Annotated in this window: 26 protein-coding genes; 15 read left to right on the forward strand and 11 right to left on the reverse strand. The window is 65.0% G+C overall.

What is annotated here, in order from left to right; genetic code table 11:
* The first annotated feature begins 5 nt into the window (after positions 1 to 5).
* Positions 6 to 1,241: an ammonium transporter gene (locus tag ACH0BU_RS11080; RefSeq protein ID WP_296219578.1), complete on the forward strand. Its 1,236-nt coding sequence runs from the start codon at positions 6 to 8 to the stop codon at positions 1,239 to 1,241.
* 86 nt (positions 1,242 to 1,327) lie between these two features.
* Complete coding sequence (locus ACH0BU_RS11085) at positions 1,328 to 2,599, forward strand: ArsB/NhaD family transporter (RefSeq protein ID WP_296219580.1); 1,272 nt, start codon at positions 1,328 to 1,330, stop codon at positions 2,597 to 2,599.
* 42 nt (positions 2,600 to 2,641) lie between these two features.
* Here ACH0BU_RS11085 and ACH0BU_RS11090 read toward each other — a convergent pair whose 3' ends face one another.
* The 7 genes from ACH0BU_RS11090 to ACH0BU_RS11120 all read right to left on the reverse strand — a co-directional run bounded on the left by ACH0BU_RS11090 (position 2,642) and on the right by ACH0BU_RS11120 (position 12,086).
* The gene (locus ACH0BU_RS11090; protein WP_500264028.1) at positions 2,642 to 4,579 is read right to left on the reverse strand and encodes an FUSC family protein; all 1,938 of its coding nucleotides are present in this window, start codon (positions 4,577 to 4,579) and stop codon (positions 2,642 to 2,644) included.
* A gap of 186 nt (positions 4,580 to 4,765) precedes the next feature.
* Positions 4,766 to 7,276, reverse strand: coding sequence for a TonB-dependent receptor (locus ACH0BU_RS11095; RefSeq protein ID WP_314471170.1), 2,511 nt, complete (start codon positions 7,274 to 7,276; stop codon positions 4,766 to 4,768).
* Positions 7,277 to 7,992: 716 nt separating this feature from the next.
* Entirely contained in the window at positions 7,993 to 8,643 is a 651-nt protein-coding gene (locus tag ACH0BU_RS11100; protein WP_125946675.1) for a hypothetical protein, read from the reverse strand.
* Positions 8,640 to 9,443, reverse strand: a complete 804-nt coding sequence (locus ACH0BU_RS11105) for a hypothetical protein (protein ID WP_241212748.1) — start codon at positions 9,441 to 9,443, stop codon at positions 8,640 to 8,642. The genes ACH0BU_RS11100 and ACH0BU_RS11105 overlap by 4 nt, the downstream gene beginning before the upstream one ends.
* Positions 9,444 to 9,445: 2 nt before the next feature.
* Positions 9,446 to 10,261: a hypothetical protein gene (locus ACH0BU_RS11110; protein ID WP_241212747.1), complete on the reverse strand. Its 816-nt coding sequence runs from the start codon at positions 10,259 to 10,261 to the stop codon at positions 9,446 to 9,448.
* Positions 10,262 to 10,303: 42 nt separating this feature from the next.
* Positions 10,304 to 11,191, reverse strand: a complete 888-nt coding sequence (locus tag ACH0BU_RS11115; RefSeq protein WP_296219590.1) for a 3'-5' exonuclease — start codon at positions 11,189 to 11,191, stop codon at positions 10,304 to 10,306.
* Between the two features lie 106 nt (positions 11,192 to 11,297).
* Positions 11,298 to 12,086, reverse strand: a complete 789-nt coding sequence (locus ACH0BU_RS11120; protein ID WP_125946673.1) for a hypothetical protein — start codon at positions 12,084 to 12,086, stop codon at positions 11,298 to 11,300.
* A gap of 190 nt (positions 12,087 to 12,276) precedes the next feature.
* On the opposite strand from ACH0BU_RS11120, the gene ACH0BU_RS11125 reads away from it, so the two are divergent.
* The 3 genes from ACH0BU_RS11125 to ACH0BU_RS11135 all read left to right on the forward strand — a co-directional run bounded on the left by ACH0BU_RS11125 (position 12,277) and on the right by ACH0BU_RS11135 (position 14,165).
* The gene (locus ACH0BU_RS11125) at positions 12,277 to 12,570 is read left to right on the forward strand and encodes an ArsR/SmtB family transcription factor (RefSeq protein WP_206430624.1); all 294 of its coding nucleotides are present in this window, start codon (positions 12,277 to 12,279) and stop codon (positions 12,568 to 12,570) included.
* A 113-nt stretch (positions 12,571 to 12,683) separates the two neighbouring features.
* Positions 12,684 to 13,370, forward strand: coding sequence for a hypothetical protein (locus tag ACH0BU_RS11130; protein WP_314471163.1), 687 nt, complete (start codon positions 12,684 to 12,686; stop codon positions 13,368 to 13,370).
* 60 nt (positions 13,371 to 13,430) lie between these two features.
* Positions 13,431 to 14,165: an abortive infection family protein gene (locus ACH0BU_RS11135; RefSeq protein WP_296219595.1), complete on the forward strand. Its 735-nt coding sequence runs from the start codon at positions 13,431 to 13,433 to the stop codon at positions 14,163 to 14,165.
* 39 nt (positions 14,166 to 14,204) lie between these two features.
* Here the strand turns inward: ACH0BU_RS11135 and ACH0BU_RS11140 are convergent, their stop codons facing one another.
* Positions 14,205 to 14,966: a hypothetical protein gene (locus ACH0BU_RS11140; RefSeq protein WP_296219597.1), complete on the reverse strand. Its 762-nt coding sequence runs from the start codon at positions 14,964 to 14,966 to the stop codon at positions 14,205 to 14,207.
* 95 nt (positions 14,967 to 15,061) lie between these two features.
* Entirely contained in the window at positions 15,062 to 15,799 is a 738-nt protein-coding gene (locus ACH0BU_RS11145) for a hypothetical protein (RefSeq protein WP_296219599.1), read from the reverse strand.
* Positions 15,800 to 15,838: 39 nt separating this feature from the next.
* On the opposite strand from ACH0BU_RS11145, the gene ACH0BU_RS11150 reads away from it, so the two are divergent.
* The 7 genes from ACH0BU_RS11150 (at position 15,839) to ACH0BU_RS11180 (ending at position 22,416) form a co-directional block, all read left to right on the forward strand.
* Complete coding sequence (locus ACH0BU_RS11150) at positions 15,839 to 16,579, forward strand: ABC transporter permease (protein ID WP_296219602.1); 741 nt, start codon at positions 15,839 to 15,841, stop codon at positions 16,577 to 16,579.
* Complete coding sequence (locus tag ACH0BU_RS11155; RefSeq protein ID WP_314472481.1) at positions 16,576 to 17,700, forward strand: ABC transporter permease; 1,125 nt, start codon at positions 16,576 to 16,578, stop codon at positions 17,698 to 17,700. Before ACH0BU_RS11150 ends, ACH0BU_RS11155 begins: the two co-directional genes overlap by 4 nt.
* A 300-nt stretch (positions 17,701 to 18,000) precedes the next feature.
* Positions 18,001 to 19,089 (forward strand): catalase family protein, encoded by a 1,089-nt coding sequence (locus ACH0BU_RS11160; RefSeq protein ID WP_239436748.1) that lies wholly within the window; start codon positions 18,001 to 18,003, stop codon positions 19,087 to 19,089.
* Between the two features lie 17 nt (positions 19,090 to 19,106).
* Positions 19,107 to 19,805, forward strand: coding sequence for a hypothetical protein (locus ACH0BU_RS11165; RefSeq protein WP_125944062.1), 699 nt, complete (start codon positions 19,107 to 19,109; stop codon positions 19,803 to 19,805).
* A gap of 1 nt (position 19,806) precedes the next feature.
* Complete coding sequence (locus tag ACH0BU_RS11170; protein WP_125944063.1) at positions 19,807 to 21,177, forward strand: Dyp-type peroxidase; 1,371 nt, start codon at positions 19,807 to 19,809, stop codon at positions 21,175 to 21,177.
* Positions 21,158 to 21,595: an acyl-CoA thioesterase gene (locus tag ACH0BU_RS11175; protein WP_296222299.1), complete on the forward strand. Its 438-nt coding sequence runs from the start codon at positions 21,158 to 21,160 to the stop codon at positions 21,593 to 21,595. The genes ACH0BU_RS11170 and ACH0BU_RS11175 overlap by 20 nt, the downstream gene beginning before the upstream one ends.
* Before the next feature lie 191 nt (positions 21,596 to 21,786).
* Positions 21,787 to 22,416, forward strand: coding sequence for a TetR/AcrR family transcriptional regulator (locus tag ACH0BU_RS11180; protein ID WP_125944064.1), 630 nt, complete (start codon positions 21,787 to 21,789; stop codon positions 22,414 to 22,416).
* Here the strand turns inward: ACH0BU_RS11180 and ACH0BU_RS11185 are convergent.
* Positions 22,353 to 22,703, reverse strand: coding sequence for a hypothetical protein (locus ACH0BU_RS11185; RefSeq protein WP_500264029.1), 351 nt, complete (start codon positions 22,701 to 22,703; stop codon positions 22,353 to 22,355). The genes ACH0BU_RS11180 and ACH0BU_RS11185 overlap by 64 nt on opposite strands.
* A 219-nt stretch (positions 22,704 to 22,922) precedes the next feature.
* Here ACH0BU_RS11185 and ACH0BU_RS11190 point away from each other — a divergent pair, with 219 nt between their 5' ends.
* From ACH0BU_RS11190 to ACH0BU_RS11200, 3 genes are all read left to right on the forward strand, one after another.
* Complete coding sequence (locus ACH0BU_RS11190) at positions 22,923 to 23,354, forward strand: glycoside hydrolase family 15 protein (protein ID WP_500264030.1); 432 nt, start codon at positions 22,923 to 22,925, stop codon at positions 23,352 to 23,354.
* A gap of 212 nt (positions 23,355 to 23,566) precedes the next feature.
* Positions 23,567 to 23,887, forward strand: coding sequence for a 2Fe-2S iron-sulfur cluster-binding protein (locus tag ACH0BU_RS11195; protein ID WP_046411193.1), 321 nt, complete (start codon positions 23,567 to 23,569; stop codon positions 23,885 to 23,887).
* A gap of 28 nt (positions 23,888 to 23,915) precedes the next feature.
* On the forward strand, positions 23,916 to 25,196 hold the full coding sequence (locus ACH0BU_RS11200; RefSeq protein ID WP_125944065.1) for a cytochrome P450: 1,281 nt from the start codon (positions 23,916 to 23,918) through the stop codon (positions 25,194 to 25,196).
* A 37-nt stretch (positions 25,197 to 25,233) separates the two neighbouring features.
* Here the strand turns inward: ACH0BU_RS11200 and ACH0BU_RS11205 are convergent, their stop codons facing one another.
* The gene (locus ACH0BU_RS11205) at positions 25,234 to 26,256 is read right to left on the reverse strand and encodes a HigA family addiction module antitoxin (protein ID WP_206430473.1); all 1,023 of its coding nucleotides are present in this window, start codon (positions 26,254 to 26,256) and stop codon (positions 25,234 to 25,236) included.
* Positions 26,257 to 26,350: the final 94 nt, after the last annotated feature.

A 26,350-nucleotide genomic window follows, 5' to 3' on the forward strand; every position in this document is an offset into this window, starting at 1 on the left:
CGCTGATGAGAGGAATTGAACCGGGCGATACCGCCTTTCTGCTCGCCTGTACGGCGCTCGTCCTCATGATGACGCCGGCGCTGGCGCTGTTCTACGGGGGGCTGGTTCGGGAACGGAACGTTCTGTCGGTGATGATCCAGAACTTCGTCTGTATCGGCGTGGTCGGCATCATCTGGGTGTTCGGCGGCTTCAGCCTGGCGTTTGGCCCATCGATCGGCGGTTTTATCGGTGACGTCCGTACTCATTTCGGGATGCATGGCATCGGTGTTGCGGCCGATCCCACCTATGCCGCCAACGTGCCGTTCATCCTGGTGTTCGGTTATCAGATGATGTTCGCGATCATCACGCCGGCGCTGATGACCGGCGCCTTCGTCGGGCGCATGCGGTTCGGCCCGTTCCTCTGGTTCGTCGCGCTGTGGACGATCTTCGTCTATCTGCCGGTGGCCCACTGGATCTGGGGTGGCGGGTTCCTCTCGCAGCTGGGCGTCGTCGATTTTGCTGGTGGGATCGTGATCCATGCCTCAGCCGGCGCATCGGCGCTGGTGACCGCCATCTATCTTGGGCGGCGGCCAACGGGAGATAGCGGGCCGATTCCGGCGAGCCTGCCGTTGGTTGCTCTTGGTGCCGGCCTGTTATGGTTCGGATGGTTCGGCTTCAACGCAGGCGGCGCTTATGCTGCCGATGGCCTTGCGGCTTATGCCTTCACCAACACCATGCTCGCCGGATCGATGGCGATGCTGGTGTGGATGTTCTGGGAATGGCGCGATGCGGGGCATCCGACATTCTCGGGTGTGCTGGTCGGATCAGTGACGGGTCTGGCCACGATCACCCCCGCATCGGGATATGTGGAACCGATGGCGGCCCTGCTGATCGGCGCGATCGGTGCGACCTGCTGCTATTTCGCCAAGTACATCCAGTCGTGGCTGAAGGCGGAGGATACGCTGGAGGTGTTCCGCGCCCACGGCATCGGCGGAATCACCGGTTCGCTGTTGATCGGTGTCTTGGCAAGCCCCACGATCAACGCCGTGGCGGCAGGGGGCCGGCAGTTGTCGGTCCAGGCGATCGCGGTGGCGATCGTCGTCATCTACGCCGTCATCATCACCACCATCATCCTGTTCCTGCTCGACAAGCTGAGCAAGCTGCGCGTGCCGGTGGAGGTGCAGCGCGAGGGGCTGGACGAGCCATTCTACGGGGAGAGCGCCTTCGCCTTGTGGGGCATGAAATCCGGCAAGCCTGACTGATCGCGGTTCGTCATCTGGCGGCCGGGCGCCGGTTGCACGCGCCGCCCCATGATCCGCCTGCCGCCTGAGGTGCAATCGGTGATGCCATGGACCTGACGCTCGTCATCTTCTTCCTCGTGTATCTGGTGATGGGGCTGGGTGCGCTGCCGTTCTTCCGGGTGGGGCGCACCGGCGCGGCGCTGATCGGCGGCATGGCGATGATGACGGTCGGCAGCATCACGCCTCGGCAGGCGTGGAGCGCGATCGATTATTCGACGATGGGCATGTTGTTCGGGCTGATGGTGGTGTCCTCGGCCTTTGTCGTGTCGGGTTTCTACGGTTGGCTCGCGCGCAAGGCCGCGGGCTCGAAGATGTCGGAACGTGGCCTGCTCGCGCTGCTGATCGTGGTCGGCGGCGTGATGGCGGCATTCCTGACCAACGATGTCGTCGCGGTATCGATGTGCCCGCTGCTGCTGTCGATCACCATGGCGCGCGGGTTGAACCCGGTGCCGTTCCTCCTCGGCTTCTGCTTTGCCGTCAACACCGGCGCGGCGGGCACGATCATCGGCAGCCCGCAGAACATCATCGCCGCGCAGAAGCTGCATTTGTCCTTCGCCGGCCTGTCCGAGATCACCGTCGGGCCCGCCCTGCTGTCGCTGCCGGTGATCTGGGGCGTCATTTCGATGCTCTACCGCAATCGCTGGGCCCTGCCGGCGGCAAATCAGGAGGCGGGCGCAGGTCGGGGCGCCGGGGCGGAAGCAGCGTCGGCCAAGACGGTGGAGACGTCCGAGCCGCCGCCCTTCTCGCTTGGCGAGACGCTGAAGGCGGCGGTCACGGCGGTCGCGGTTATTCTGGCCTTCATCTTCAGTGACTGGCCGCGCGAGACCATCGCGCTGACCGCGGCGGGCTTCCTGCTGCTCAGCCGCAAGGTGTCGTCCCGGTCGCTGCTGCATGAGGTGGACGGCGATCTCCTGCTGCTGGTGATGGGACTGTTCGTGGTCAACGCCGGGCTTTCCGCCACCGGACTGCCGCAGAAACTGGTGACCGACCTTGCGTCGCAGGGCATCAACCTTGCCGACCCGCCGGTCCTGTTCCTGATCAGCAGCGTCATCAGCGACCTGGTCGGCAACAATCCCGCGGTGATGATGCTGGTGCCGTATCTTCATGCCGATGCCGATCCCAATGCTCTGGGCGCGGCGCTGTCGCTGGGGACGCATTTCTCCAGCAACCTGGTCGTGTTCGGCAGCCTTGCGGGGATCATCATCGTCGAGCAGGCGAAGGATCGCGGGGTGCGGATATCGGGCGGCGAGTTTTCCAAGGCGGGCGGCCTGGTGACGCTGGCGACGATGGTGATCGCCGGCCTCTGGCTGTGGATCTGAGCGCGGGGCACCGTGCAGGGGGCACCGAGAAGGGGGCGGCGCTCAGGGAGCGGCGTGGCGCTCGGTCTCGATCTTATCGAGGGTTCGCGTCAGGATGGCGAGCGACGATGCGGTCATGTCATCCGGTCCCGACATGTTGGCCGCCGCACCGGTGGGTGCTGACGTCCCGCGCGCTTCGGCACTCGCAGGGGCACCGGCCGCCGCCTTCAGGCGCTCCCCCAGCGCGCGCATTGCCTGGATCTCGTCCGGGGTTGGTGGATGATGGCGGATGCTGCGTTCCAGCCGACGCGCGGTGTAGGTCATGAGTTGCGCCTGCCTCAGCACGTCGCGGCCGGAAGTGAGCATCGTGCCGAACGACCATGCGGTGCGTAGCGGCGCGAAGGCGGTCAGCACGCCCTCCAGTGCGTGATCGAGCGCGGTTGCCTTCAGCGCCAGCGGGTGACCCTCGCTCCCTTCCGGCGTCTCGGCAGCGGAGAGCAGCAGGTCGCCAAGCGCGGAGAGAAGCGCATTCATCGCCGTGGTTGCCTGCTGCTGGATGCTGATCGGCAGCAGCAGCAGCGCGGCGAGCATTCCCGACGCAACGCCGACCGCGGTTTCCTCCAGCCGCAGGACCAGCAGTTCCGGGGTGAAGATGCCGATCAGGCCGTAGATTAGTGACAGCGCGATGGTGAGGAACAGGCTCATCGCGACATAGGAGACGCGCGCGATGAAGAAGGTGGCGAAGATCGAGATCGCCAGCGCGGCGCTGAGCCAGAACAGGTGATTGTGGGTCAGTGTCGCGAGCGCGATGCCGATGACGATGCCGATCGCGGTACCCCAGGCGCGGTCCAGCCCTTTGATCGCCACCGCCGTGCCCGATTTTGTGTTGTTGAAGATCATGAACGCGGCGATCACGGCCCAGAACCAGCGCTGGCTGGAAACCGCCTCCCCAACCACCGCGGCGAGCGCGCAGGCGAGCGTCACTTGCAGCGATTGCCGCAGCGTCTGGTCGCGCAGCCATTCTCCGCGTCGCGGCAGGATGCCGGTGGGGGCGGGCGGCGCCTTGGCGCCACTGGCGGCGGGAAATGTAGGCGGCAGCGTGGTGACGGCAGCGTTCAGCTCGTCCTCCGCATCCTGCACGTCCTGCAGCGCCTTTGCGATGCTGCCCTCGTGGTAGTGCGCGGCCTGTCGTTCTTGTCGGGTGATCCGCTCGACCAGCGTTTCGGCCCCGAAATGCAGGTCAAGCAGCCGCAGGGTGATCGCGGTCACGGCGGAATGCTGGTCGGGGACCTCCAGCGGGAGCGACGCCTGGCACGCCCTGATGTCCGCACCGAGCGTGCGCGTGACGAGGTGAAGGTCCGCCATCTGCCTCTTGCCGGCGCGTGGGCTCGCCGCCTTGGGCGGCATGGCGCTGCCGGCGACCCGGCGCAGCTGCTTCGATACGGACAGGACCGCTGCGACAAGGTGCCTGAACTCGCGCGCCGGATCATCCGGCATGATGAAATGGCGCAGGAGATGAACCACCGCGGCGGAGATCACCAAGGCCGCTGCCGCCGACCACAGGTCCCGCTCATCCTCTTGCAGGAAGGCCGCGACCGTCGCGCACATGAAGGCGAACACGCCGACCGCGCGCCAGCGCGTGCCGAAGCGTGCAGCATAGCTGGCGGCAAAGACGATGATCACCAGCAGGATGTTGATGATCCGCAGCGAATCGTGCGCCGCCGCGATCGCTGCGATGGCCACGAACGAGGCGATGACGGCATAGATGCGGGTCGTCGCGCGCGCAGATTCGGTCCGGTCGTTGACCTGCAGCGTCCCCTGCATGGTCGCGATCAACGCCAGCACACAGGCGGGGCGGGGCAGGGGATAGGCCTTGCCGATCAGCGTCATGACGCCGGCAACGACGATCATCGACACGACGATGCACCCCGACATGCGCAGGGCAAGGAACGAGGGATCGACTTCCAGGATCCGCAGTCGGAGCCGTTGAATGCGTGTCATCACGGGCGACTTCATGTTGGGCGCTGGGGCGCCGATCGGGCCAGGTGGACGGCAACAAGAGGGTGCTGCGGGCGAGTGTAACCCGCAGGACATGGAGCGAGCGTTACGTGTTTGTCCCACAATGTGCCGCGGCGTCCCCGCCGGCGCGGGCCCGCGCGAGACACCCGGTGGCGTGACCGTCGGCGCCTAGAATTTCTTCCTGACACCCAGCCGGGTCGAGCGGCCGAGCGGATCGATATAGGCGGGTTGGAAGCGGTTGGGGGTGGCGCCGGTTCGGTCGGTGACGTTGATCCGGTCGTTGAGCAGGTTCTCGATCGTGAACATCAGCGACACGTTCCTGGCCCAGGGCTCGCTGACGACCTTGCTTGCGTCGAGCGATCCATAGGCGACAAGCCACGTCCGGCCCGAGAAGAGCAGGTCCGCGGAGGCAAGGTCGCTGCGGATGCGCGTCGCGCCCCTGAGGCGGCCGTAGAGGCCAAGGCTCAGCGGCCCGGCCGTTCCCCGCAGGTCGATCTCGGTCTCCCATCTGGGGCGCCCACCGGTGCCGTCCCGGGTCGCGCCGTCGAGCAGATCGAGCGGGGTGGCGCCGGGCCGCAGGACCAGCCGGTTCTCCAGCCGCAGCGTCGTCGTCACGAAGGCGCTGATCGTCGGCCGCGGCTTGGGGGGCGGCGGTGGCGGCGACCCGGCAGGAGCATCGTTGGCCGCAGGCGGCGGTGGCGGCGCCTTGCCGATCGGGGTCGACAGGTTGAACGCGAGCCGCAGCTGACGGTCCCGCTCACTGGCGAGGTTCACCGGGCGCAGGTCGACGCTGACCAGGCGGCCGGCGGGATCGCGGATGAACGCGTCCGGGAAGGCGGCCTGGAACGCCGGTGTCGCACTGCCGAGGCTGGCGGTCTGGTTGGAGAAGCTCGTGTCGATATAATCGAGGCTGAGCCGCAGTTCCTTGTTCCTGATCGGCGACAGCGCGATGCCGAACTGTGACCTGCGCCGCCGTTCTGGCAACAGCTCGGCGCGCCCACCGGTCAGCGTGGTCACGAACGTGCTGCTGCCATTGGTGAAATCGAAGAAGGGGGTATTCGGGCTGGTCACCAGCGGGTTGGTCAACAGCGCGATCGCCGGGGGTGTCAGCGCATCGCTGATCGTCGCGCTAAGCTGGACCCGCCGCTCCGGCGACCAGGTCGCGCCGTAGCTGTAATTTACCAGCTGTCCGAATTGCGAGACGTCCGTGATGCCGATCATGCCGCTGAGCGCAAACCGCCCGAGGAATGGCAGCACGTCACGGTCGGGCGACGCGATCGGCAGGGCGGCGCTCAGGCTGCCGGTCTTGACGGTTCTGGCGAAATCGACGCGTTGGCCCGGGGTGACGAACCGGTCGCCGCTGCTGCTGGAGCGGGCGAGGTCCGCCGACACCGTTAGTTGAGCATCCCCGGCGGGCAGGCGCAGCAATGGGCCGTTCGCGACGGCCTTGGTGACCAACGTGTCCGTTACGGTGTCGCGGCGATCGACCAGCACGTGATTGCTGCCGTCCACGGGGATCGGAGCGAGCGGATCTGCGCCGGCGGCCACGGCAGCAATGAATGGATCAAGGACAATTCCCTGGTCGGAGCGCGCCTTGCTGCGGAAGCGATCATAGCTGCCGGTGACGTTCCAGCTCCACCGGCTGATCCCGCCCTGCACCGTGCCGCCAGCATGCAGGTTGAGGTTCCTGTTGCGCTGTCGCAGCGGGATGCCGGGCAGGTAGCGATAGAGCAACACATCCTGCGTGAAGGGCAGGAAGCCGCTGTCACCCGGCACCGGCACGATTGCGGGCGCGAGGCCGTTGAGCCCGCGATGTATCTGCGCCTCCATCGACAGGTTAAGCGACCCGTCGATCGCCTTGCCGATGGGGGATGCGAGGGTGGCGCTGGCGTTGACCATGTCCTGACGCTGCGCGAGCGTTCGAAATGTGCCGATATCGGTGCCGGGCAACGTATGTGCGCCCGGAAGGTAGCCGCTCAACCGCTGTCGGGCGTCGGCATCGAATGGGACCGGTGCCCGCATGACCGGCGTCCGCGCGAGTGCGTCGAGCGCGGGATCGATGCTTCCCCCGTCCAGGCCGGTGACGATGCCGCCGATCGCGAACGGCGCATCGGGATCGGGGACGATGTCCCGCTCCGATTGCAGCACCGGATTGTGACGGAACATCGCCGCGCTGAGCGACAGCCTGCGCGGGCCGTCGATCCGCGTTGCGTTCGCCTCGACATAATTGGTCTCCCCGCCACCGTCCGTCGTAGAGCCGGCAAGCTGCTGGATCAGCAGTCCGCGGAAGTGCTTCTTGGTGATGAAGTTGGAGACGCGCACGGTCGGCGGGAAACCGAACCTTGCCGCCTCGCTTTCCGGAAGCACCTCGGTACGCTCGATCGCCTCCGGCGGCAGCGTGTCCAGCTCGGCAAGGCCGGAGATGCGGCGGCCATTCAACAAATAGACCGGCTCGCTACCATCCACCGACGACGTCAATGGCTTCAGCCGCTCGATCAGTTCCTTCAGGCTGGTCGCGCCGATCGAGCGGATGGCGTCCTGGTCAAGTACCGCAATCGGCGCAACGTCGGCGATCGCAGTTCCGGCGACGCGTCGGCCAAGGATAACGATGTCGCGGTCCGGTTCTGTGCCTTGTTCCGCCGATGCGTCCGCTGGCGTGGCGCTGTGCCCGATCTCCACCTCCTGAGCGGGGGCGGCATTCGCAACAAGCAGACAATTGGTGAGGAAAGCGGTTCTAAGATGCCACGTAACCGTGGAGGAGAGCCTGCGGCTGGGACGATCTTGTTTCACTGACCCCCGTCATCATTAATGCGGTTCCGTCTTGGAAGCGCGCCATGATGAGCGGTCGTTGTTGGTGAAAATAAGGCGGGTTTTTCTTATGCTTGTTACGACGTCAGGTGGTTGACTTGGATCATGCTGGCGATAAAACTGGGTCTGCGACGGCGACATCGATGATGGCAGCACCTGCATTACAGCGTGGTGGCGGTGTTCTCTTGCCGAGAAGGCGGACGCGGCCTGATAGCGGCTAGGCGCGACCAGCGGCAGGAAGCTCTTGTGCGCCCAGGACTGCTTTAGGCGACGGCGCCAAAGCAACTTATGCTTCAATCACCCGGTCGCCGTGCGCGTTCGCAGAAGTGCCATAAAGAATGACACTGTCACTTAGGAAGTTCGCAAGTGGCAGGCACAAAATCAACCGCTTACGTGATTTTGTGCTACTTTGGCGAACCGACCATGTCGGACCCTTGCTACTTATCAAGTTCGCTCTTCCGTGGCAACTCGGCACACGGTGGCATGGCGCCGCAGCACGCGGCGATCAGAAGGACGAAAAAAAGAGCCGGCGGAATGACCGCCGGCTTCCAAGGTTCAATCCGTATCGTCCCGCCGGGAGCGCTCAACTACTCGCGCCATGGCAGCTCCACAGGCAGTCGGCCGACGTCGAAGGAGAAAGAAGACCCGCCGCCAAGGTTGGCCGCGTCTTTGATGACGAAGTCGTGCGCACGAAGCAGTGGGTGATCCACAACGTCGGCGAGCGGTCTACCCGCGCAGGCCTCGATCACGATGCTGGGCAGTTCGGCAGGGCATCTGACGTAACCGAACCCGTCCTGCGTCGACAGCTGGAAGCCGTCGACCCGGAGCACGACGTCGAACGAACCGCCGCAGACCCTCGCTTCGATCCAGGGTCCGAGCACCCCCTCCGCTATGATCGCGTCTCCAACCAACATAGCCGGGCGTCGAGCGCGTCCCGGGCCAACTCTGACCATTCGATTGGACTTTGGCCCGGTCTGACCATACTCATGCTCGCGCGACGTGATCGATGGCCAGATGTGGCCGGGACGTAATCGCTGGAGAGCTGACGGCACATCGGTGTCCCCCATCGCCAGAACGTCCGGGACGAGCGACGACATCGAGACGATGGTGGCGGAGAGATAGGTCCGAAAGGACGCAAGCCGCAGGCTCTCGACAAGCCGGTCGAGCATCTGCGCCTCGTCCCGCGCGCGCCGCCCGGCCGCCTCGCGGACCTGCAGCGCTGCATCCGCGGCGGTCACGACTGCGCACCCGTCGTGCGCGACACCACGAGAAGCTCGAGGAGGTGCCGGCCGAACGCATCGGCACCCTTGCTGTAGGCCATCTCACCCCAATCATCCCAACGATCGACACGTGCGGCGAACCACGCGAACAAGTCGTCGCGGGCAGCCGAGTCAGCGAACGAGGCCGACCAATTCACGCGCCTCACGGGCATGCGCGCGCCGGCTCCACCCGACATCCCGGTGAGCGTCACGAGGTGCGAACGACCGACCCGCTCGCGGGCGAAGACGTGCCGACGCAGGCCGATGGCGCGCTCGAATGCCTGCAGCGCCTCCTCGCGTGCGTCGTCCGCCGCGGTGTGCATCGACGACACGACGATGTCCATGATCTCGGCCATCGGCATGCTCTCCCACTCGGGTTCGCGGGTCGCACGGAGCATCATCAGCACGGACCGTCCCTCCGGGCTCAGTCCGCCCTCCAATGGGCTGACCTTGAAGCCAATGGAACTCGTCGTCTCGATCATGCCGATCGATCCGAGCCAGCACATGTAAAAGCGCCAGAAGAACCAGTCCCCGGCGAACAGGTCATGCCGGTTCTCCTGCGGATGGGACCCATGGCGATCAAGGGATGACAGCGTGCGGAGCATCAGCTCGTGCTGCTCCGGGGCGAAGTGAACGTCCCCGAAGCCGAGCTCGCCCTGCCAGAAGGCGTCCCGCACCGATCGCCAGGTTCGGCCGTGCTCGTCCTCCAGCACGCCCAAGCGGGCGCGCAGCCACCATCCCCAGGGCAGCTCCCCCGGCCTGTGCCCGTCTCGCGCCATCGTCAGCCTCCCCTCTGCGGGTCCAGTCCGACCGCGGGAAGCGGTGGCCCCTCCCGCGCCGGAACGGAGCGACCGTCGGCAATCGCTCTCAGCTGCCTCGCGAGGTTCAGAACCTCGCGCACGACATAGCCGTCGTCGCGGTACTCGGCGCTGGTCTCCGCACCCATGAAGCGCTGGCGCTCGCGGCGCCTGCCCGGCACGACATCGTAGACGTGATCGCAGCTGAATCCGAACCACCACTGATCGGGGTGCGGGCGGTGGTCAGTCGCATGCTTCAGCGGCAGCACATGGCAGATCCGGCGCGCCTCGTAGAGGATGGTGCGCTGCGGACTCGGCCCCTCCTGGCAGACGCGAGAATAGGTCAGGCCACCGTGGACCTCGATGCCGAGATCGGGCGGGATCGCGTCATGATCCCAGCCGAACAAGGGGTGGGATCCCGGCACGCCGACATAGCCGCTGAGGAAGCCCTCCGGATTGTCGCGCATCATGATGCACTCGTAACCGGTCGCGGGGTCGATCCAGGCGACCTTGTCCGCCTCGCCGAGCCAAACTCCGTCGCCGTCTGGCTTCGCGCCACGGACGAAGTAGATCTCGGACGCCGGGACAGTGCCACCGCTGGTCGCGTAGTCGCGGCCGGTCACCCGGGTGACGCCTTCCTGCCGGGCGACCTCGCCGCCCGCGCCCGGCATCTTCGCCAGGGCGCGATCCGAGCCGACCGCGGTCGCCAGCGCGACCTCGCTGTCCGCGGTCAGCGCCTGCGGCTTGATCGTGGCGAGCGAGGTGGAGCCGCGCGGTGCGGCCGCCTTCTTCCTGGGCATGATGTCTTCTCCTTCATGTCGTGGTGGCGATCGGCGCGCCGGTCAGAGGAAGCGGGTGCGCGGCGTGACGCGCACGATCTCGGGGCAAATCTTCTGCGGACGTGCGTCGACGGCATAGACGTTGGCGGCGAGCCAGAACTGCTCCTGGACGAGGTCCTCGTCGGCGACCTCGCGCCACCAGACCTTCCGCTCCTCCGCAGCGTCCCAGCGATAGCCGCGGGCGCGCAAGCTGCCCTTCAGGTCGAAGTGCGCGCCCCGCGCGCGGACGATCCAGCTCGGCTTCGCACCGGTCTCGATCATCTCGGAAAGCGCGGTCCGGCCGTCTGCGTCCTTGTGGCGGAGCATCTGGATCAGGGCGTCGACATCCGCGGATGCGCGATGACCGCAATGGTAGAAGCCGTTCTGGAGCAGAAGGTATCCCAGGACGCGTCCGTCGAACCCCCGCGCGCGCCAGTCCACCTGCCGCATCGAGCAGCACCAGTTCAGACCCGCGGCATCCGGGAGGCGCCGCTCCACCCAGGCCCGGTCGAAGGACGAGTTGTGCGCCACGACGAAACTCGCCGACCTCAGCAGCCGGGATGCGTCGTCCTCGTCGATCTCGCGCCCGGCCAGATCCGCGTCGGCCAGGCCCGTCAGCGCGGTGATGTCCGGGTGGAGCGGCTCGCCCGGGTCCTCGCGCCACTCGAAAGCCTCGTCGACATCGGTGATGAAGCCTTCGGCGTCGTAGCGGAACCGGCGGACGGCGAGCTCGATCACCTTGCCCGCGTTCACATCGAGTCCCGTGATCTCGACGTCGATAGCCACACCAACGTGCGGACCGCGGCCGGCACCATCGCCGGTGGAGCCCTCGTGCAGGCGGAGCGGATGGAGGACGCGCACGTCCCCCGCGCCGGTCGCGGACGAGCGACCGACCTCGGCATGAATGTTCATGTTCGTGTTCTCCGAGCAGAACCGGGTCGGAAGGGGGTGACGGTGCGATCAGGCCTTGGACGGCAGGTGGTGCCGCCGATCAGCTCACGCCGTCACCGCCGTCCGGTCAGGCCTGGATGCCCATCTCGATGTCCACGGCGAAGGACCTCGCGTGCGGCTTCGCGCAGTCGCGCTCCATGCGCCTGATGAGTTCGAGCACCGGCTCCGGCACCAGCGCCACAACCGGGGGCGATGCGATGTGGATGCCGAGGCGAATGTCGGCGAGGTCCGCGACGTCCGGGCCGAACCGGCCGGCGAGGCGCGTGCGGACCTCCGTCGCGTCACGCGCCAGGCTCGCGTGGAACACCTGCCGCATGAGGTTGTCCCGCGTGTCGACGATGGTCGCGGTGTAGAGGCGCACCCTCGTTGCGCGCGTCGACCGGCCGCGCAGCGGCTTGCCCCTTCCAAAAAGGCGTTCGCCATGGAGGTAGCGGAATTCGTGCCGCTCGAACTCCTCGTCTTCGTCGCTGGCCAGCAGCACGTCCATCGCCTCGCGCTCGGCATCCATGCCCAGCGCGAGTCCGTGCAGCAGGACGCCGCGCATGCAGGCGTCGCGATCGAGGCACGCGTCCACCGCGGCCGCGCCGTCGAACATGGCACGCGGCGCGAACATCCACGCCATCGGGTCGTGCTCGACAGCCTCGCGCTGGAAACGGCTGGCGGTTTCCGTCGCGACCAGCGCCACACGGCCAATCGCCCGGCGGGTCGTGATGACGATCTCGTCGGTGACATCGTCCTCGCTCAGCGGATCGGGGAACATCGCGCCGACGCGTGCCGACGTGCCGGCGTAGGTAATGTCCGGGTCGAGACCGGCTTCACTGCCGGCGTCGATGCGCTCGGCGGTAATCGCTTCCATGGGTCACTCCATAGTCGCCGATGACGTTCCTGTCGGAGGTGGCGACGGCCGCCGACACCCCCAACATGGAGTGTATCCGTAATAATACAACACTTCGCGAATTATTGTAGTGTCGATGCCGCATCAACGATGATGGACTACCCGCTTTGCAGTGGGGCGGAGCCAGCATAGAACAGTAGGAGTGGAAAAGATGCACGCCCTGACGATCATGAGCGCCCTGGCGCAGGCGAGCCGGTTCTCGGCGTTCGTCGCCCTCGTCGAGGCGCTGCCCGGGGGCATGGCGTCGAGCGACATCGCCGCCGCTATCGGGACGACCCCGAACACCATGAGCGCGCACCTGGCGATCCTGGAGCGCGCGGGGCTCGTCAGCTCCGAGAAGATCGGTCGCAGCGTGATCTACCGAGCGGAAACGGATCCAGTTGAGGGGCTGAGCGACTTTCTCGCACACGCGTGCCAGCGCGGCAGGAAGGCGCGTGTGAGCTGATTAGGTCGTAGCGCACGGTAGTTCAAATGCTGAAGGGGCAGCGCACCGCGCTCGACGGCGTCATCCAGCGACAGCGGGATCGAAATGTGCACCTTGAGGAGTGAACCAACGGCATGCCCGAGCAGCAGGTTCTGAGTGGCTTGCAGTTCAAGCACGAACTGGAGCAGGAATTCGAGGCGGCCACCGGGCTAGCCGGGCGCGCGCACTACTCCGCCATCTACTCGATCCCGCAGCGTTCGCCGGTTGTTTGGATCAACCTGAATCCCGGCGGGACCCCGGACGATCACAAGGTGCTGTCCGATGATCAGCTCGCCACCGGCAGGCACGAGTTCTGGCATGGCCACGGGCGGACGTCGCAGGCCACCGGAGCCTTCCTGCAGCGGATCTTCGAAGCACCGCTAGACAGGTTGCGATCAGTGCAAGGCACGAACGTCGCTTGGGAGAGAAGCCGCAAGGGCGGCGACATCGACCTGAGGGCGTCAGCCGCTCGAGCTGCGCCCTTCCTCGCGCGCTACATCCGACATGTCGGCCCCAGCCACCTCGTCTTCGGTGGCGCACGCGCCTTCGACTTGTTCATCGACGTGCATCAGGCAGGCGTGGTCGGGGACGTAGATGTGCTGAGGGGCAACTGGGGCAGGCATCAGGCACGCCTGTTCAGCGCCGTCGAGATTGCGATCGAGGGACTCGGCCGGTTCAGGACGATGACCGTCTCGCATCCGAGCCGAGGCGTGCGCGCTGGCGTGCTGGAGCGGTGCCGTGCGCACCTCTCCGGTGTGACGCTGCCCTTCGCCATCACGTAAGCGGGTCGCCTACACGGTTCTCCTGACCGGCCGGATTCGGATATGAGGACCAGATAGCCCATGAGCACGATCTCGAACTCCCGCGGGACGGCCCGCCTGCGGCTGCTCCTGACCCAGGTGGTTGCGGACAACTACAAGGCCTACGACCTCCCGATGCTCGGCGAACGGCTGGGACTGGCACCCGGCACCGACGCCGAGGCGATGAGCAGCAAGCGGCTCTACATGAGCAAGCGCCTGCAGGCGCTGCCAGATCAGGAGGTCCGACGCATCGCGCGCGAACTCTCGCGCGACATCGAGAACGAGGAGCTGGACAGGCTCGTCTCGGAGAGCAGCCCGGCGGATGCGGCTATCTCAAGGACGCTTGACCGCTTCGATCGTGAGGTCGTCCATCGTCGCTGGACTGACGCGCTCGAGCGGCGGAGCACGGACGCCGAGGGCGCGATCACGCTCGCGCGCACGCTGCTGGAGGACGTCATCAAGTGGCTCCTGACGAGGCAGGGCACCGCCTACGACGACAAGGCCGACCTGCCTGCGCTCTACCGACTGATCGCGGCCGATCTGAAGCTCGCGCCGGACGCCTACACCGAGGATGTGTTTAGGCGGATCCTCGGCAGCTGCCAGTCCGTCGTCGAGTCCCTGGGCACCTTGCGCAACAAGCTCAGCGACGCGCACAGCTCTGGCCCGTTGCGAGCGAAGCCGCACGGCCGGCACGCCGAACTCGCGGTCAACCTGGCCGGCACGATGGCCACGTTCCTGATCGCGACCTGGGAAGCACGGACCGAAAGCAACGGCTAGTGTTCCGAGCCGACGCTGGTCCGATCGATCCACCCGTCCTCAGCGGTCCAGACGGTACTGTCCGTCATCGTTAGAGAGGCGGTCGACCTGGCGCGTGAGGTCATCGCGGGTCTTCGAGATGGCCGCGGCGTTGGTCTTCGCCGAGCAGAGGTGCGCTGGCTTGGTGCCGAGGAAGCAGGCGATGCGCTCGGCGTTCGCACCACTTGGATGTGGCAGTCCATCGAGGACATAGCCCAGGTCGAGCATGCCGATTCCGGCCAGATGACGCATCGCCGCCGAGACCTTCGGTCCGAGCGGCACGACCACGGCCCCGCGGAGAGCGTCGAGTTCGACGCCGGTGTACATCTCCAGCAACGCCCGCAGTCTCGGGGTCCGGACCATGTCCGGCTGACCGGACCAATTCCCGCCGTCGACGAAGACGGGATAGCGCAGGGCCGAGGTGAAGTGGACCAGTTCGCTCCGTCCTGCCCAGAGCAGCGCCGCGGTGGGAATGTCGAGCAGTCGCGGGATCCCGATGAGATCCAGCATCCGCACCAGGTTGCCCCGCATCGGTTCGCCCGAGAAGCTGGCCGACACCTTAGCTGCCTCGGCGGCCCCGGCGATGGACCGGCCGGCATCCAGCTCCAGGCGCGCGACCTTCAGCGCCGCCGCAGCCTGGAAGCGACCGGGCGTCATTCCGACGATCACCAGCCGCGCATGCGGGTTCACATGGTCGAAGGGCGCGTAGAACATCTCCACCGACTTCCCGCCCACCACCACGCGCTCCATCAGCAGGTCGTCGAGCGTGCGCGGGTCGTCCAACGAAGGTCCGGAAGCGCCTCGTATGCTGGCGGCGTATCTCGCAAGCAGGTGCGGAACGCCTGACCGCTGCGCACTGACCTCCGACAGCGCGCCGGTCAACGGTCCGAACCTCGTGGCGCGCCGGCGGCGAGATCCAGTCGATAGTCCGTCTCTAGCATGTCGATGATCTTCATGAGGGCTCGATAGACGCTCAGGTCGTTGGCGCCGAACTTGTAGTGCCCCGTGATCAGCTCCTCGGCCGCCAGGTCGTCGGTCCTCTGCCTGCGCTTCTCGGTCCTTCCGTCGCGCACGAACGTCACGGGGTAGCGGAACGATCTTCCCTCGCCCTCCCAAGCGCCCCATGAGCTGTAGTTCTGGATGTTGTCGTTGTAGCACTCCGAGCCGAGGATCCGCTCCATCCGCACCATGAGGTCGCGCCGGGGGGCCACGGCCGCTCGGGTCCGCTGAACGTATCGATAGTGCTCGATGCCGCCGTTCACCTCTTCGAGCTGATGCTCGTAACGGTCTTCCTCAGCCGCGGCGCGCCTCTTCAGGTCCGCGACGAGTTCGGCCGGCACGTCCTCGGGCTGGAGCGCCTGCAGCGCGTTGAACGCCTCGACCTCCGCTAGGACGATCGTGCTGCGGTCCTCCCACGTCTCGCTGAACTCGTCCGCCTCGCGCATGATCGCTTCACGGACGGAGTTCGCGGCGCCGAAGTCAAGGTCGTGGATCGCGCGATAGGCGGAGAGCTCGTTCTCCAGCATCCACTCCTGCATGTCCCGATCGCCTGGCCACTCCAGCTTCGCGGCAGCGCGCATGGACGCGAGGATCTCTTCCGGAATTACCGTCGCCATCTCGTCTCCCTCATCAACTGATCACGAGTGGTCCTACAGGTGTCCCGTGCAGCCGCCGAAGCAATCCGCGAAGCCATCCCTGAGATTGCCGCGAACCAGCTCATGAACCATGCCGTGCCGGCCAGCCGTGTCCGTCGGCTCGCCGTTGAGGCGACGCCGCTCGGCAACACGCCGGCCAGCTTCGAATGGTTCCTGGGCCTGCTGATCTTTCCGGCGGTTCTTCACCTCGTGGCCGCCTGCGTCTGTGCGATGGCAATCGGCCGCGAGTTGCGGGAAGGGTCACTGTCCGACTGGGCATCGGCCAGCGGCAGGGTTGCGCCGGCTCTGGCGGGCAAGATGCTGCCCTATGTCGCCGCCATCAGCCTGTGGGGCATCGTCTGGCTTCTTTATCTCACTCTGGCGCGCGGATGGCGCATCGAGGGGAGCCTGCCGCTGATCGCATTAGGGCAGACGCTGTTCTACGCGGCGACCGCAGCAATTGCGGCCCTGCTCGTCGCGGTGACACGCGAAACCGCGACCGCTCTGTCGGCGAGCGCCGTCTATGCCGGTTCGGCGCTTGCCTATTCAGGCGCGACGTTACCGCTGAACGGCGCCAACGCCTTTGCCCACATCTGGAGCAACGTGCTGCCGCTGACCCACTACATCGCTCTCCAGATGGGTGAGGTCAGTGGCCAGTCAGTTGCGGCAATGGTCGCTCCGGCCATGACATTGGCAGCCTACGTCGTCATCGCCTGGGGCGGATCCGTAGCTCTGATCATGGCGAGGTCGCGCCGAGCATGAGCTTCGATTCCGCCTTCCTCACGACGTGGCGCACCATCCTGACATCGCGCACGCTGCTCAGCACGACGCTGCTCGCCGTCGTCCTCTACGCATTCTACTATCCTGCGCCCTACGCGCACGAAGCTGCCCAGAAGCTGCCCGTCGTCGTGGTTGACCAGGATGGCAGCGCCCTCAGTAGAGCGATGATCGTCGACCTGGACGCGACGCGCGCCAGCCGGGTTGCCGAGGTCGTCCCGAACGTGGCCACGGCCAGGCAGATCATGCGAATCGGCAAGGCTGACGGGATCATCCTCATTTCCGATAATCTGGAGCGTCAGCTTCGCACCGGAACGCCCGGCGCCGGCGTCGCCGTGTGGGTCAATGCAACCTACCTCCTGCGCGCCAGCACCATCGGCGAAGCTGTGACGGCTGTCATCCAGAACATCGCCACGTCACGGCTGATCCCCGGAACCCAACTCAGTCGCGGCGGGCTGCCCGTCGCGGTCACCACCGAACCGTTGTTCAATCGGACGGGTGGTTACAAGGGCTATGTCTTTCCGGCCGTAGCGGTGATCATCGTTCAGCAGACGCTGCTCTTCGGCGCCGCTACCTTCATGGGCGGACGACGCCGCTCCGGCGCATGGCGGATGGGTGTCGCGGAGTTCTGGGGTACGCTGGCGGCGTTCGCGTCGGTGGGCATCCTGGGGTGTTATTTCCTCTTCGGGTTCATCTTCTGGCTCCAGGCTGTGCCCGTCGATGGCGACATTACCGGCATGATGGTGATGGTCCCTGTCTTCGCCACGGCGGTTGCTGCCCTAGGGCTGCTCATCGGCAGCGTGTTCGATTGCGCCGAGCGGGCAACCTACATCCTGGCACCGACCTCGGTGCCGTTCTTCTTCCTCACCGGGACCGCCTATCCGCTCGATCAGATGCCGCGTTTCATCGCCGCTCTCTCTCACTTGATCCCGGCCACCGCCGGCGTCCACACGTTCGTCCCGTTGAACCAGATGCATGCGAGCCTGGGCGAGGTCACGATCCCGGCCCTGACCCTTGCAAGCCTTGCCATCGGCTATGCCATGCTGGCGTATTCGCGCCTCGTCGGCTTCGGCGCGATGGTCGGGACGTCCGCCACCGAGGCCTGAATGGAGGGCAATCCTCGCCAAGGAGCGCAAGCTCCACCGTTTCCGCGGCTGTAGTGTATCGCGCACTCCTTCTAGCCGCTCGTAGTGGCTGCGACCTCGCTTCGCATGGCCACGAGACTTCGTGTCGCTGATCGCTGCCACCTACATCGATAGTTGCCTCACGTAGAGACCTGGTCGAGTCAGCAAGAAAGGGAACCATTCGGTTCCCCTAGTGTTGTTGGTGGGTAATTGCCGGGAAATGGCTGGGCCAAGCGGCGCCGCGACCGGCGTCGGGACATGGGCAACAGACGAGGTCAGGCTTTGAAAGCACCGCTTCTCTATTCGTCCGACATCGAGACGATCGCCGAGGATGAAGAGCGCCTGACGGCCGAGATCGTCGAGCAGATGGCGGCCGGCAACCGCTGCGCTTTCGAGCATCACCGTCACGCGATCCGCGACGCGCATGCCAAGTCACATGCCGTCCTGAAGGGCACATTGACGGTTCACGACGATCTGGCGCCGGAACTGCGGCAGGGTATCTTCGTGCGCCCAGCCACGTATGGTGTGGTCGCACGGCTGTCCTCGGCACCCAGCGACATTCATTCGGACGCGATCCCTGCGCCGCGAGGCTTCGCGATCAAGGTGATCGGCGTCGAAGGAGAGCGGTTGTCGCCCGATATCGGGGGCGCCAACCAGGATTTCCTGATGGTGAACTTTCCCGTCCTCGCCTTTGGCACCATCGCCAAATACAAGCTGATGCTGAGCCTTCTCGAGGCGAATGCGCATGCGCCCGACACCTTCCAGCGGCTGATCGCGGGCACTGCGCGGGGTGCCAAGAAGACAGTGGAGGCGTTCAGGATGACGCCGGGGGCGACACTCGAAGGTTTGGCGCGCGACAACCATCATCCGCTCGGCGAGAGCTACCATACGCAAGGTGCTATCCGCTTCGGTGACCATGTCGCCAAGCTGGCGCTGTCCCCAGCTTCCGATAACGTCCGGGCCTTGACGGGACAGCCGGTGGGCAAGACGGATTTCTCCACGATGCGGGATGTTATGGTGGAGCATTTCGCCGGCCAGGGCGCGGAATATGCCCTGTCGGCGCAGCTCTGCACCGATCTGGCGGAGATGCCGGTCGAGGATGCGGCGGTACGCTGGGACGAGAAGGTGTCGCCGCATCGCCCAATCGCGACGCTGCGGTTCGCAGCGCAGGACGCTTACGCCCCGGCACGCCAGGTGTATGGCGACGACGTCCTGTCTTTCAATCCATGGAACGGCGTAGAGGCGCACCGCCCACTCGGCCAGATCATGCGCATCCGCCGGGCGGCTTACGAACGCTCCACCAGCTACCGCCATCGGATGAACGCGCGCCCCCGGATCGAGCCTGACCGGCTCGATGACATTCCCGATTGAACAAGCAGGAGGTCGTGATGACCACAGACAACAAGGACCCGCGCCTCGCGGATGAGAGCAAGCTTCAGGAAATCCGTCGCCGGGTGGAGGAAGTCGCCGCCGATGCACCCCACCTCGCCAAGATCGCGCTCGAGGCGATGATCCGCAAACATAATCCGGACCTGAAGGGCAGCGCCCGGTCGGCCGGCCGCGCCGGCAAGCAATCCGGCAACGTGTCCGAACTCACCGCCATCGCGACGCTCAAGCCGGGCGGCGCGGAGCGCCTGCGACGGATCTTCGATCTCACCGCCGGCAACATGGACGGCGCCCAGCGCGTCTCCACCCTGCACGACATGCGCTTCGTCTTTTTCGACGATGATACGCGCATCCTGTTCGCGACCGCTTACGACGGCGACTGGGACGCCTACATCAATGACTTTGCGACCAAGATCCCCGAGCTCATGGACCTTCTGTTCGCCAACGTCGAAGGCTGGCCGGGGATCGACAGCCCCAAGGTGAAGGATTTCATCGCCGACCACCAGATCGACGCTGCCGGCTGGTTCGTTGCCAATCCGCAGGTGACGGTGGTCGACGTACGCCGCTTCCAGCGAATGGAGAAGGCGCTCAACGTGTTCCTCGATGCAGAGGCCGCCAACATGGGCATCGACCCGACGACCAAGGCGGCGCTCGACCAACTTACAGACGCCATCTCCAAGCCGGAAGGGGTGGATTACTGACATGAGCGTTCTGGCGAACCTGAAGGCGCGCTTCAGCCGGGAGCGGGTCAAGCTGCAGCTCGACGACATCCAGGCCCTGATCCTGCGATCCCGGCCCGAGCCCTATGTCGGCCTGCACGCGATGCTGCACGTCGATGAGGCGGAAGGCGGTCGCGATCTCGTCCGCCGGCTCGCGCCGCACATCCCCTCGGCCCACGATTGGACGGACGACATGGACGCTTGGACCGGCGTCGCGATCAGCCATGCCGGCCTGAAGGCGCTGGGCGTGCCAGAGGCATCGCTGAAGAGCTTTCCCCTGCCGTTTCAACAGGGCATGGCCGCCCGAGCCGAGCAATTGCGCGACTTCGGCGAGAACGCACCCGACCGGTGGGAAGATGCCTTTCGGCCCGGCACCTGCCATATCGCGCTGACGATTTATGCCCGCGACGAAGCCGCGCTTGAAAAGGCGATCGAAGTTGCCATGACCGAGTTGGAAGCCTCGCATGGTGTCACGCTCGTCGGCACGCACAGCTTCGGGGCGGATGCCGATGCCAAGAATCCTTTCGGATTTCGCGACTCCATCTCGCAGCCGACAGTGGCGGGCGGCGGGGTGGACCCGCGGGGCGACGAGCGCGCGATCGCGGCGGGCGAGTTCATCCTGGGCGAAAACAGCGAGACCGGCGCGCCAGTCGCAATGCCCGAACCGGCCCCGCTCGGCCACAACGGATCGTTCGTGGTCCTGCGCAAATATCAGAGCGCGGTTGGCGCCTTCAACGATTTCATCCGTGCCAACGCCGATAGCGAAGCCGACCAGGAAAAGCTGGCGGCCAAGATGTTCGGCCGCTGGCGCAGCGGCGCGCCGCTGATCCTGGCACCGGATCGTGACGACGAGGCGCTGGGGGCGGATCGATCACGCAACAACGATTTCAATTTCGCGGAAGATCCCAAGGGACTGGTCTGTCCGCATTCAGCGCACATGCGCCGTCTGAACCCGCGCGACAGCCAGTTGACGATCCTGACCGACGTCAACATCCACCGCATTATCCGGCGCTCTTCCACCTTCGGCCCCAAGTGGACTCCGGACGTGACGGCGGCCGACGATGCGAATGGCGATCGCGGCATCTTCTTCATCTTCATCAGCGCGCGGGCGTACGATACGATCGAGTTCCTCCAGCAGGAATGGATCAACCGGGGTAACTTCATCGATCTTGGCACCGAGAGGGACCCGATCGTCGCGCTGCACGAGGAGCCCGGGACCTTCACCATTCCGCAGGAGCAGGCGCGAAGGCGCGTCAACGGCGTGACCACCTTCAACCGTCTGATGGGCGGCGAATATCTCTTCATGCCGTCGCTGACGGCGCTCCGGTGGATCGGTGAAGCAGGCTGGCGCTGAACCGTCCGGCGGGCCCGGGGGGCGCTCGCAATACCGTTCGCATCGGCATGCCATCACCGTTTCGGCGGACGCGATCGACGAACTGGGCCACGTCAACAATGCTGTGTACCTGCAGTGGGTGCAGCAGGCGATAACCGCGTACTGGCGCGCGGTGGCGAGGAAGGAAGATGTCGACCGGCTTCGCTGGATCGTCGCTAGTCACGAGATCTTCTATCGAAAACCGGCCTTTCTCCGCGATAGTCTCGTCGCGACGGTGCAGCTTACCAAGCACACAGCGTCGCGAGCATGGTTCTCGACGAGTATCAGCAGGGACGGCGAGACGGTCGCCGAGGTGCGCTCGACGCTATGCTGTCTCGATGCGAGTTCGGGTCAACTCGTCCGCCTAACTCCGGACCTTGCGCAGCCGTTCTGCCTGTAACACGCCGGGCCTATGAGGGGCGGTTAACCCTGGCGAGCAGCTTGGGTCGGATGGTGCGGCGCAGCCCGCGAGCAAGCTGCGCCACGGCCGATCATGCTCAGCCTCTGGGCAGCGTCGGAACGGCTCGAGCGGTCGTCGCCGACGCTGACCGGGACCGATCAAAGCTCGGAGCGATGTAAGGAAGAGCCGCGATGGTCGGTGAAAAGAGAATGCCGAAAAGCCAACGCGGTCGGATAGGCCGGCCGAGTGCCGAACAGGCGGCCAGTCTGGAAGACCGGATCCTGGCCGCCACTTGGGACTTGCTGCTCGCAAAGGGTGCCCGCGAACTCTCGGTCGAACGGATCGCACGTGCGGCTGCTGTCAGCAAGAAGACGATCTACACTCGCTTTCATGGCCGCAGTGATCTCTTGATGCGCCTCCTGCGGCGCAAGCTGGAACTGGAAGAAAGCGGACTTCATGAGGACGTGGATGCGGAAGACTTTCGCGATGCATTCTGCAGCGTCGGGAGGCGTATCCTGGCCTTCTTGATCAGCGCGGAGCGTCAGGCGATCGCAGCGGTGCTGGCGGAACTACCGGACGCGCGGCATGATGCCTGGACCTCTACCTATGCTGTCGGTCTACGCGCAATTGATGCCTTGCTAGCACATCCGGGAGCCGCGATCGCGCTAGCGGATCTCGATCTTGCGACGTTCCGTCATGCTTTGTTGCAATGTCTGATCGGTCGGGCGGAGAACATGCTGCGTGCTCCTGAGTCAGATCAGCCTATGAGCGAGGATTGGATGAAGGCCTTGGCAAAGCTCTTCATACGGCATGATTCGTAACCGCGGTGGTGACTGCCATAGCCAATAGCCTTGGCAGGGTAGAACGGCCTCGCCGCATCGCTCGTCTCCATCTGACGAGCTAAGCTACCAATGGCATGATTTCCGGGGAGCAGGTCATCAGGCTTGAACGCACCCAGATTCTTGAGGTGAACCGAACCCAGCACCAAAACCTGCGTCTTCTCCCCGGCCACCTTGGACTTCCAGGCACGCGGATCAAATGCCGGGTCTCGCGCGATAGCTGCACTTCCCAGCGAAAGGCAGACCAATCCCATTATAAGTGCGCGCATCTGTAGCCCCCTGTGCCCCGCGACCAGTGGCACGTTCTGATCGCCAAACACCAGTCGTTATGCCGAATTAGTGATTTCCGCTGCGACGCCTTCCCGATGGCGGGCGATTTTACATTGGAGGATCTGGGCTTCATCTTCGTTCCTTCGTCACTACGACAAAGCCTAGATCCTCCTTAAATCACAACCTCAAATCTGTGCCATTGGTGCTGACGGCGGACAGTGCAGGAGCGGGGCGGGCGCGAGCTGGACGCGGCGTTGCTGATGATGCCCCTCGTCCGCTTCGTATCATCGACCGATCCCGTGTGGCTTCAGACGCTCGATGCGATCGGCGAGCAATTGTCCGATGACGGGCTGGTCTACCGCTGCCGTATCGACGACGCGCTCGAAGGCGATGAAGTCGCCTTTACGACATGCACATTCTGGTTTGCGGAGTGCCTGGCGCGCGCCGGCCGCTTGGATGAGGCGCGGATGCAGCTTGCCAAGGGTGCGGCTTATGCCAACCATCTCGGCCTGTTCGCCGAGGAGGTAGACGTGCGCGGCTTGTCGTTGGGAAACTTTCCCCAGGCGCTCACCCATCTGGCCTTCATCAGCGCCGCGCACTTCCTGGGTCGGCGTTTGGACCCAGCGTACCGGCCAAGCTGGCAACCGTAAGGAAACCCCGCTCGATGCGCCGGCAACTGTTACTCACCTTGCAACGCTGGGACGCGCTGTTCGATGGGCCGAGTCAGGTAAGCCGCCATCTTCACGATGCGCGGATGCGACCTCACGACCCGACACTCTCCTATTGTCACGGCTGTCAGTAAGGATTACGCCTGTATCAACAGACCTTCCACTTCGTGGACGAACGGCACCGAGAGGAACCGATGGCAACGATCATCTACGTCGAGCACGACGGCACGCGTCATGAACAGCAGGTCACCGACGGCTGGAGCGTGATGGAGGGCGCGGTAAAGAACGGCGTGCCCGGTATTGATGCCGATTGCGGCGGCGCGGCCGCCTGTGCAACGTGCCACGTTTATGTCGATCCAGACTGGCTGACGGCGACCGGTGAGCGCACCGAGCAGGAAGCCGAGATGCTGAACTTCGCTGAAAACGTGGAAAGCAACAGCAGGCTGTCGTGCCAGATCGAGGTTACGCCCGCGCTCGACGGGCTGATCGTCACCATGCCCGAAAGCCAGCACTGAGCCCCATCATCCCGGAAGGATCCGTCGCATGAGCACCGCCGCCACTGCCGCCTTCGCCGCCACCAATCCCGCCCGCGACGCCGCCTATGCGACCCCGCTCGACAAGCTGGATCCGTCGCGCCCCGAGCTGTTCGCTGCCGACGAGATGTGGTGGAATTTCGAGCGGCTGCGTGCCGAGGCGCCGGTCCATTACACCGCCGAAAGCGCTTATGGGCCGTTCTGGTCGGTGACGAAATATAACGACATCATGGCGGTCGACATCGATCACCAGACCTTCTCGTCGGAGCCGGGGATCATGATGGTCCCGCCGCTAGCGCCCGGCGAAACGCCGCAACTCGAAGGGCTGGCGATGTTCATCGCGATGGACCCGCCCAAGCACGACGTGCAGCGCAAGGCGGTCAGCCCCGCCGTGTCGCCCACCAACCTTCAGATCCTGGGTCCGTTGATCCGCGAGCGTGCCGCCGCGATCCTCGATGGGTTGCCGATCGGCGAAGAGTTCGACTGGGTCGACAAGGTGTCGATGGAGCTCACCGCGATGACGCTTGCGACGCTGTTCGGCATGCCGCAGGAGGATCGCCGCAAGCTGACCTATTGGTCCGATGTGGTCACTGCGGAGCCGGGGCATGGCGTGGTCGAGACGCGCGAGCAGAAGATGGGCATCTTTCGCGACTATCATGCCTATTTTACGCAGCTGTGGAACGAGCGCGTCAATGCAGAGCCGACCGGCGACCTCATCTCGATGCTCGCGCATGATCCCGCGACACGCGGTATGTCGCCGATGGAATATTTTGGGAACGTCATGCTGCTGACGGTGGGCGGCAACGATACCACACGCAACACGATGACCGGCTCGGTCTATGCCTTGTCCAAGAACCCCGATCAGTTCGCCAAGCTGATGGCCGATCCGTCACTGCTGCCGTCGATGGTGTCGGAAACGATCCGCTGGCAGACGCCACTGTCGCACATGAAGCGTCGCGCCACCCGCGATGTCGAATTCCGCGGCCAGCAGATCAAGAAAGATGACACGGTTGTCATGTGGTACGTCTCGGGCAATCGCGACGATGAAGTGATCGAGCGCCCGAACGACTATATCATCGATCGTCCCCGTCCGCGCCAGCACATCTCGTTCGGCTTCGGCGTCCACCGCTGCGTTGGCAATCGCCTTGCCGAACTGCAGCTGCAGATCGTGTGGGAAGAGATCATGAAGCGTTTCCCGGAGATCAATGTGGTCGCGGAGCCCAAGCGCGTCCGCTCGAACTTCGTGAAGGGCTATGAATCGATGCGGGTCGTTATCCCGCGCCGGTATTGACCGTTACGCTGCCTACTTGAGGCACGTTTCGGTTTTGTCACTCGACCGGGCGCTTGTCGTCAAGGAGGTCTCCGCCCTGGGTTTCGGCGCGTTCCTCGTCGACCAGCTTGGCGATATGCGCGTCGGGCGCAGCATCGTGCGCGATCCTCTGTTGCGACACAGCCGGTTTCGGTGGTTTGGCGACTGGGGCGTTCGACGCGCTTTGGGTCGGAACGGCGGCACCCTGATCAAAACGCAGGCGGTAAATCGGTTCGGGCAGGGCAAAGCCGTGAGCTTCCAAACTACGCTTGGCTGCATCTAGCGCCAAACTGCGCCCTTTCAGATAATCGGTGCGCGACTGGTTCACCCAGCCGAAGAAGCGCAGGACAATGTTCGAATCCCCCACGTCGCGGATGATCGCGCTGGCGGCTGGCGCGTCCAGCACGAAGTCGAGATCACGGATCGCCTGCAGCCCCACCGCTATGCCGTCCACCGGATCGTCATCCGCGTCGATGCCGAGATCGAACTCGAACCGCCGCTCGGGATCGGCCTTGCCTTTGATGTCTTCGGTAACGCCAAACTCCCAACCGGAATGGCCCGATGGCACCCAGGGTGTCGCATGCGTTGCCGTAACCTCTCCATCCCAACCAGAGCGCTCGCTATCGTCATTGCCGGGGAACTCGACCTTAATCAGGCCGACCCCAGTCGAGTTCACCAACGTTCTGATGAACACAGCCAGCCGTTGGCGAGGGGTGACGCCCGTCGTCGCCCACCGGGTGATGTCGGCACCCTTAATCTGCAAAAAGGGCGGCACATAAGACTTGGTAATCGCCGCCGAGCGGGCTGTGGTTTTGGCAGCGTCCCACGCGCTTTGAACGTCAAGTAAAGTGCGGGCAGATACGCCGAAAGCTCGTTCTAATCGAGCTGCCATCTCGGTTGAGAGATCCGCTTTCCCGTTGAGAAAGTTTGAGAGCGTTGGACGGCTGACATCGATCAGCTTGGCCGCTGTGGTGACGTTGGTGCCAACAGGAATGACGTTGGTTCGGACATACTCGCCCGGATGGATAGATTCATTTTTCATACGTGTAGTGCATGACGCTGTCCGTCGTCAGAACATTCGGCACAACTCGCGGCGTAGATTAGCGGAGTGCGGACCTCGTCAGGGGGTTGATGTT

Source organism: Sphingomonas olei (genome assembly GCF_045369765.1).
Classification (GTDB): domain Bacteria; phylum Pseudomonadota; class Alphaproteobacteria; order Sphingomonadales; family Sphingomonadaceae; genus Sphingomonas; species Sphingomonas panaciterrae.

Excerpts from the sequence above, each read along its gene's own strand:
- ACH0BU_RS11195 (WP_046411193.1), top strand. The coding sequence starts at position 23,567 with ATGGCAACGATCATCTACGTCGAGCACGACGGCACGCGTCATGAACAG.
- ACH0BU_RS11155 (WP_314472481.1), top strand. The coding sequence starts at position 16,576 with ATGAGCTTCGATTCCGCCTTCCTCACGACGTGGCGCACCATCCTGACA.
- ACH0BU_RS11205 (WP_206430473.1), bottom strand. The coding sequence starts at position 26,256 with ATGAAAAATGAATCTATCCATCCGGGCGAGTATGTCCGAACCAACGTC.
- ACH0BU_RS11105 (WP_241212748.1), bottom strand. The coding sequence starts at position 9,443 with ATGGCGCGAGACGGGCACAGGCCGGGGGAGCTGCCCTGGGGATGGTGG.
- ACH0BU_RS11110 (WP_241212747.1), bottom strand. The coding sequence starts at position 10,261 with ATGCCCAGGAAGAAGGCGGCCGCACCGCGCGGCTCCACCTCGCTCGCC.
- ACH0BU_RS11185 (WP_500264029.1), bottom strand. The coding sequence starts at position 22,703 with ATGCGCGCACTTATAATGGGATTGGTCTGCCTTTCGCTGGGAAGTGCA.
- ACH0BU_RS11200 (WP_125944065.1), top strand. The coding sequence starts at position 23,916 with ATGAGCACCGCCGCCACTGCCGCCTTCGCCGCCACCAATCCCGCCCGC.
- ACH0BU_RS11120 (WP_125946673.1), bottom strand. The coding sequence starts at position 12,086 with ATGGAAGCGATTACCGCCGAGCGCATCGACGCCGGCAGTGAAGCCGGT.
- ACH0BU_RS11125 (WP_206430624.1), top strand. The coding sequence starts at position 12,277 with ATGCACGCCCTGACGATCATGAGCGCCCTGGCGCAGGCGAGCCGGTTC.
- ACH0BU_RS11145 (WP_296219599.1), bottom strand. The coding sequence starts at position 15,799 with ATGGCGACGGTAATTCCGGAAGAGATCCTCGCGTCCATGCGCGCTGCC.
- ACH0BU_RS11085 (WP_296219580.1), top strand. The coding sequence starts at position 1,328 with ATGGACCTGACGCTCGTCATCTTCTTCCTCGTGTATCTGGTGATGGGG.
- ACH0BU_RS11090 (WP_500264028.1), bottom strand. The coding sequence starts at position 4,579 with ATGACACGCATTCAACGGCTCCGACTGCGGATCCTGGAAGTCGATCCC.
- ACH0BU_RS11130 (WP_314471163.1), top strand. The coding sequence starts at position 12,684 with ATGCCCGAGCAGCAGGTTCTGAGTGGCTTGCAGTTCAAGCACGAACTG.
- ACH0BU_RS11180 (WP_125944064.1), top strand. The coding sequence starts at position 21,787 with ATGGTCGGTGAAAAGAGAATGCCGAAAAGCCAACGCGGTCGGATAGGC.
- ACH0BU_RS11115 (WP_296219590.1), bottom strand. The coding sequence starts at position 11,191 with ATGAACATTCATGCCGAGGTCGGTCGCTCGTCCGCGACCGGCGCGGGG.
- ACH0BU_RS11165 (WP_125944062.1), top strand. The coding sequence starts at position 19,107 with ATGACCACAGACAACAAGGACCCGCGCCTCGCGGATGAGAGCAAGCTT.
- ACH0BU_RS11080 (WP_296219578.1), top strand. The coding sequence starts at position 6 with ATGAGAGGAATTGAACCGGGCGATACCGCCTTTCTGCTCGCCTGTACG.
- ACH0BU_RS11170 (WP_125944063.1), top strand. The coding sequence starts at position 19,807 with ATGAGCGTTCTGGCGAACCTGAAGGCGCGCTTCAGCCGGGAGCGGGTC.
- ACH0BU_RS11135 (WP_296219595.1), top strand. The coding sequence starts at position 13,431 with ATGAGCACGATCTCGAACTCCCGCGGGACGGCCCGCCTGCGGCTGCTC.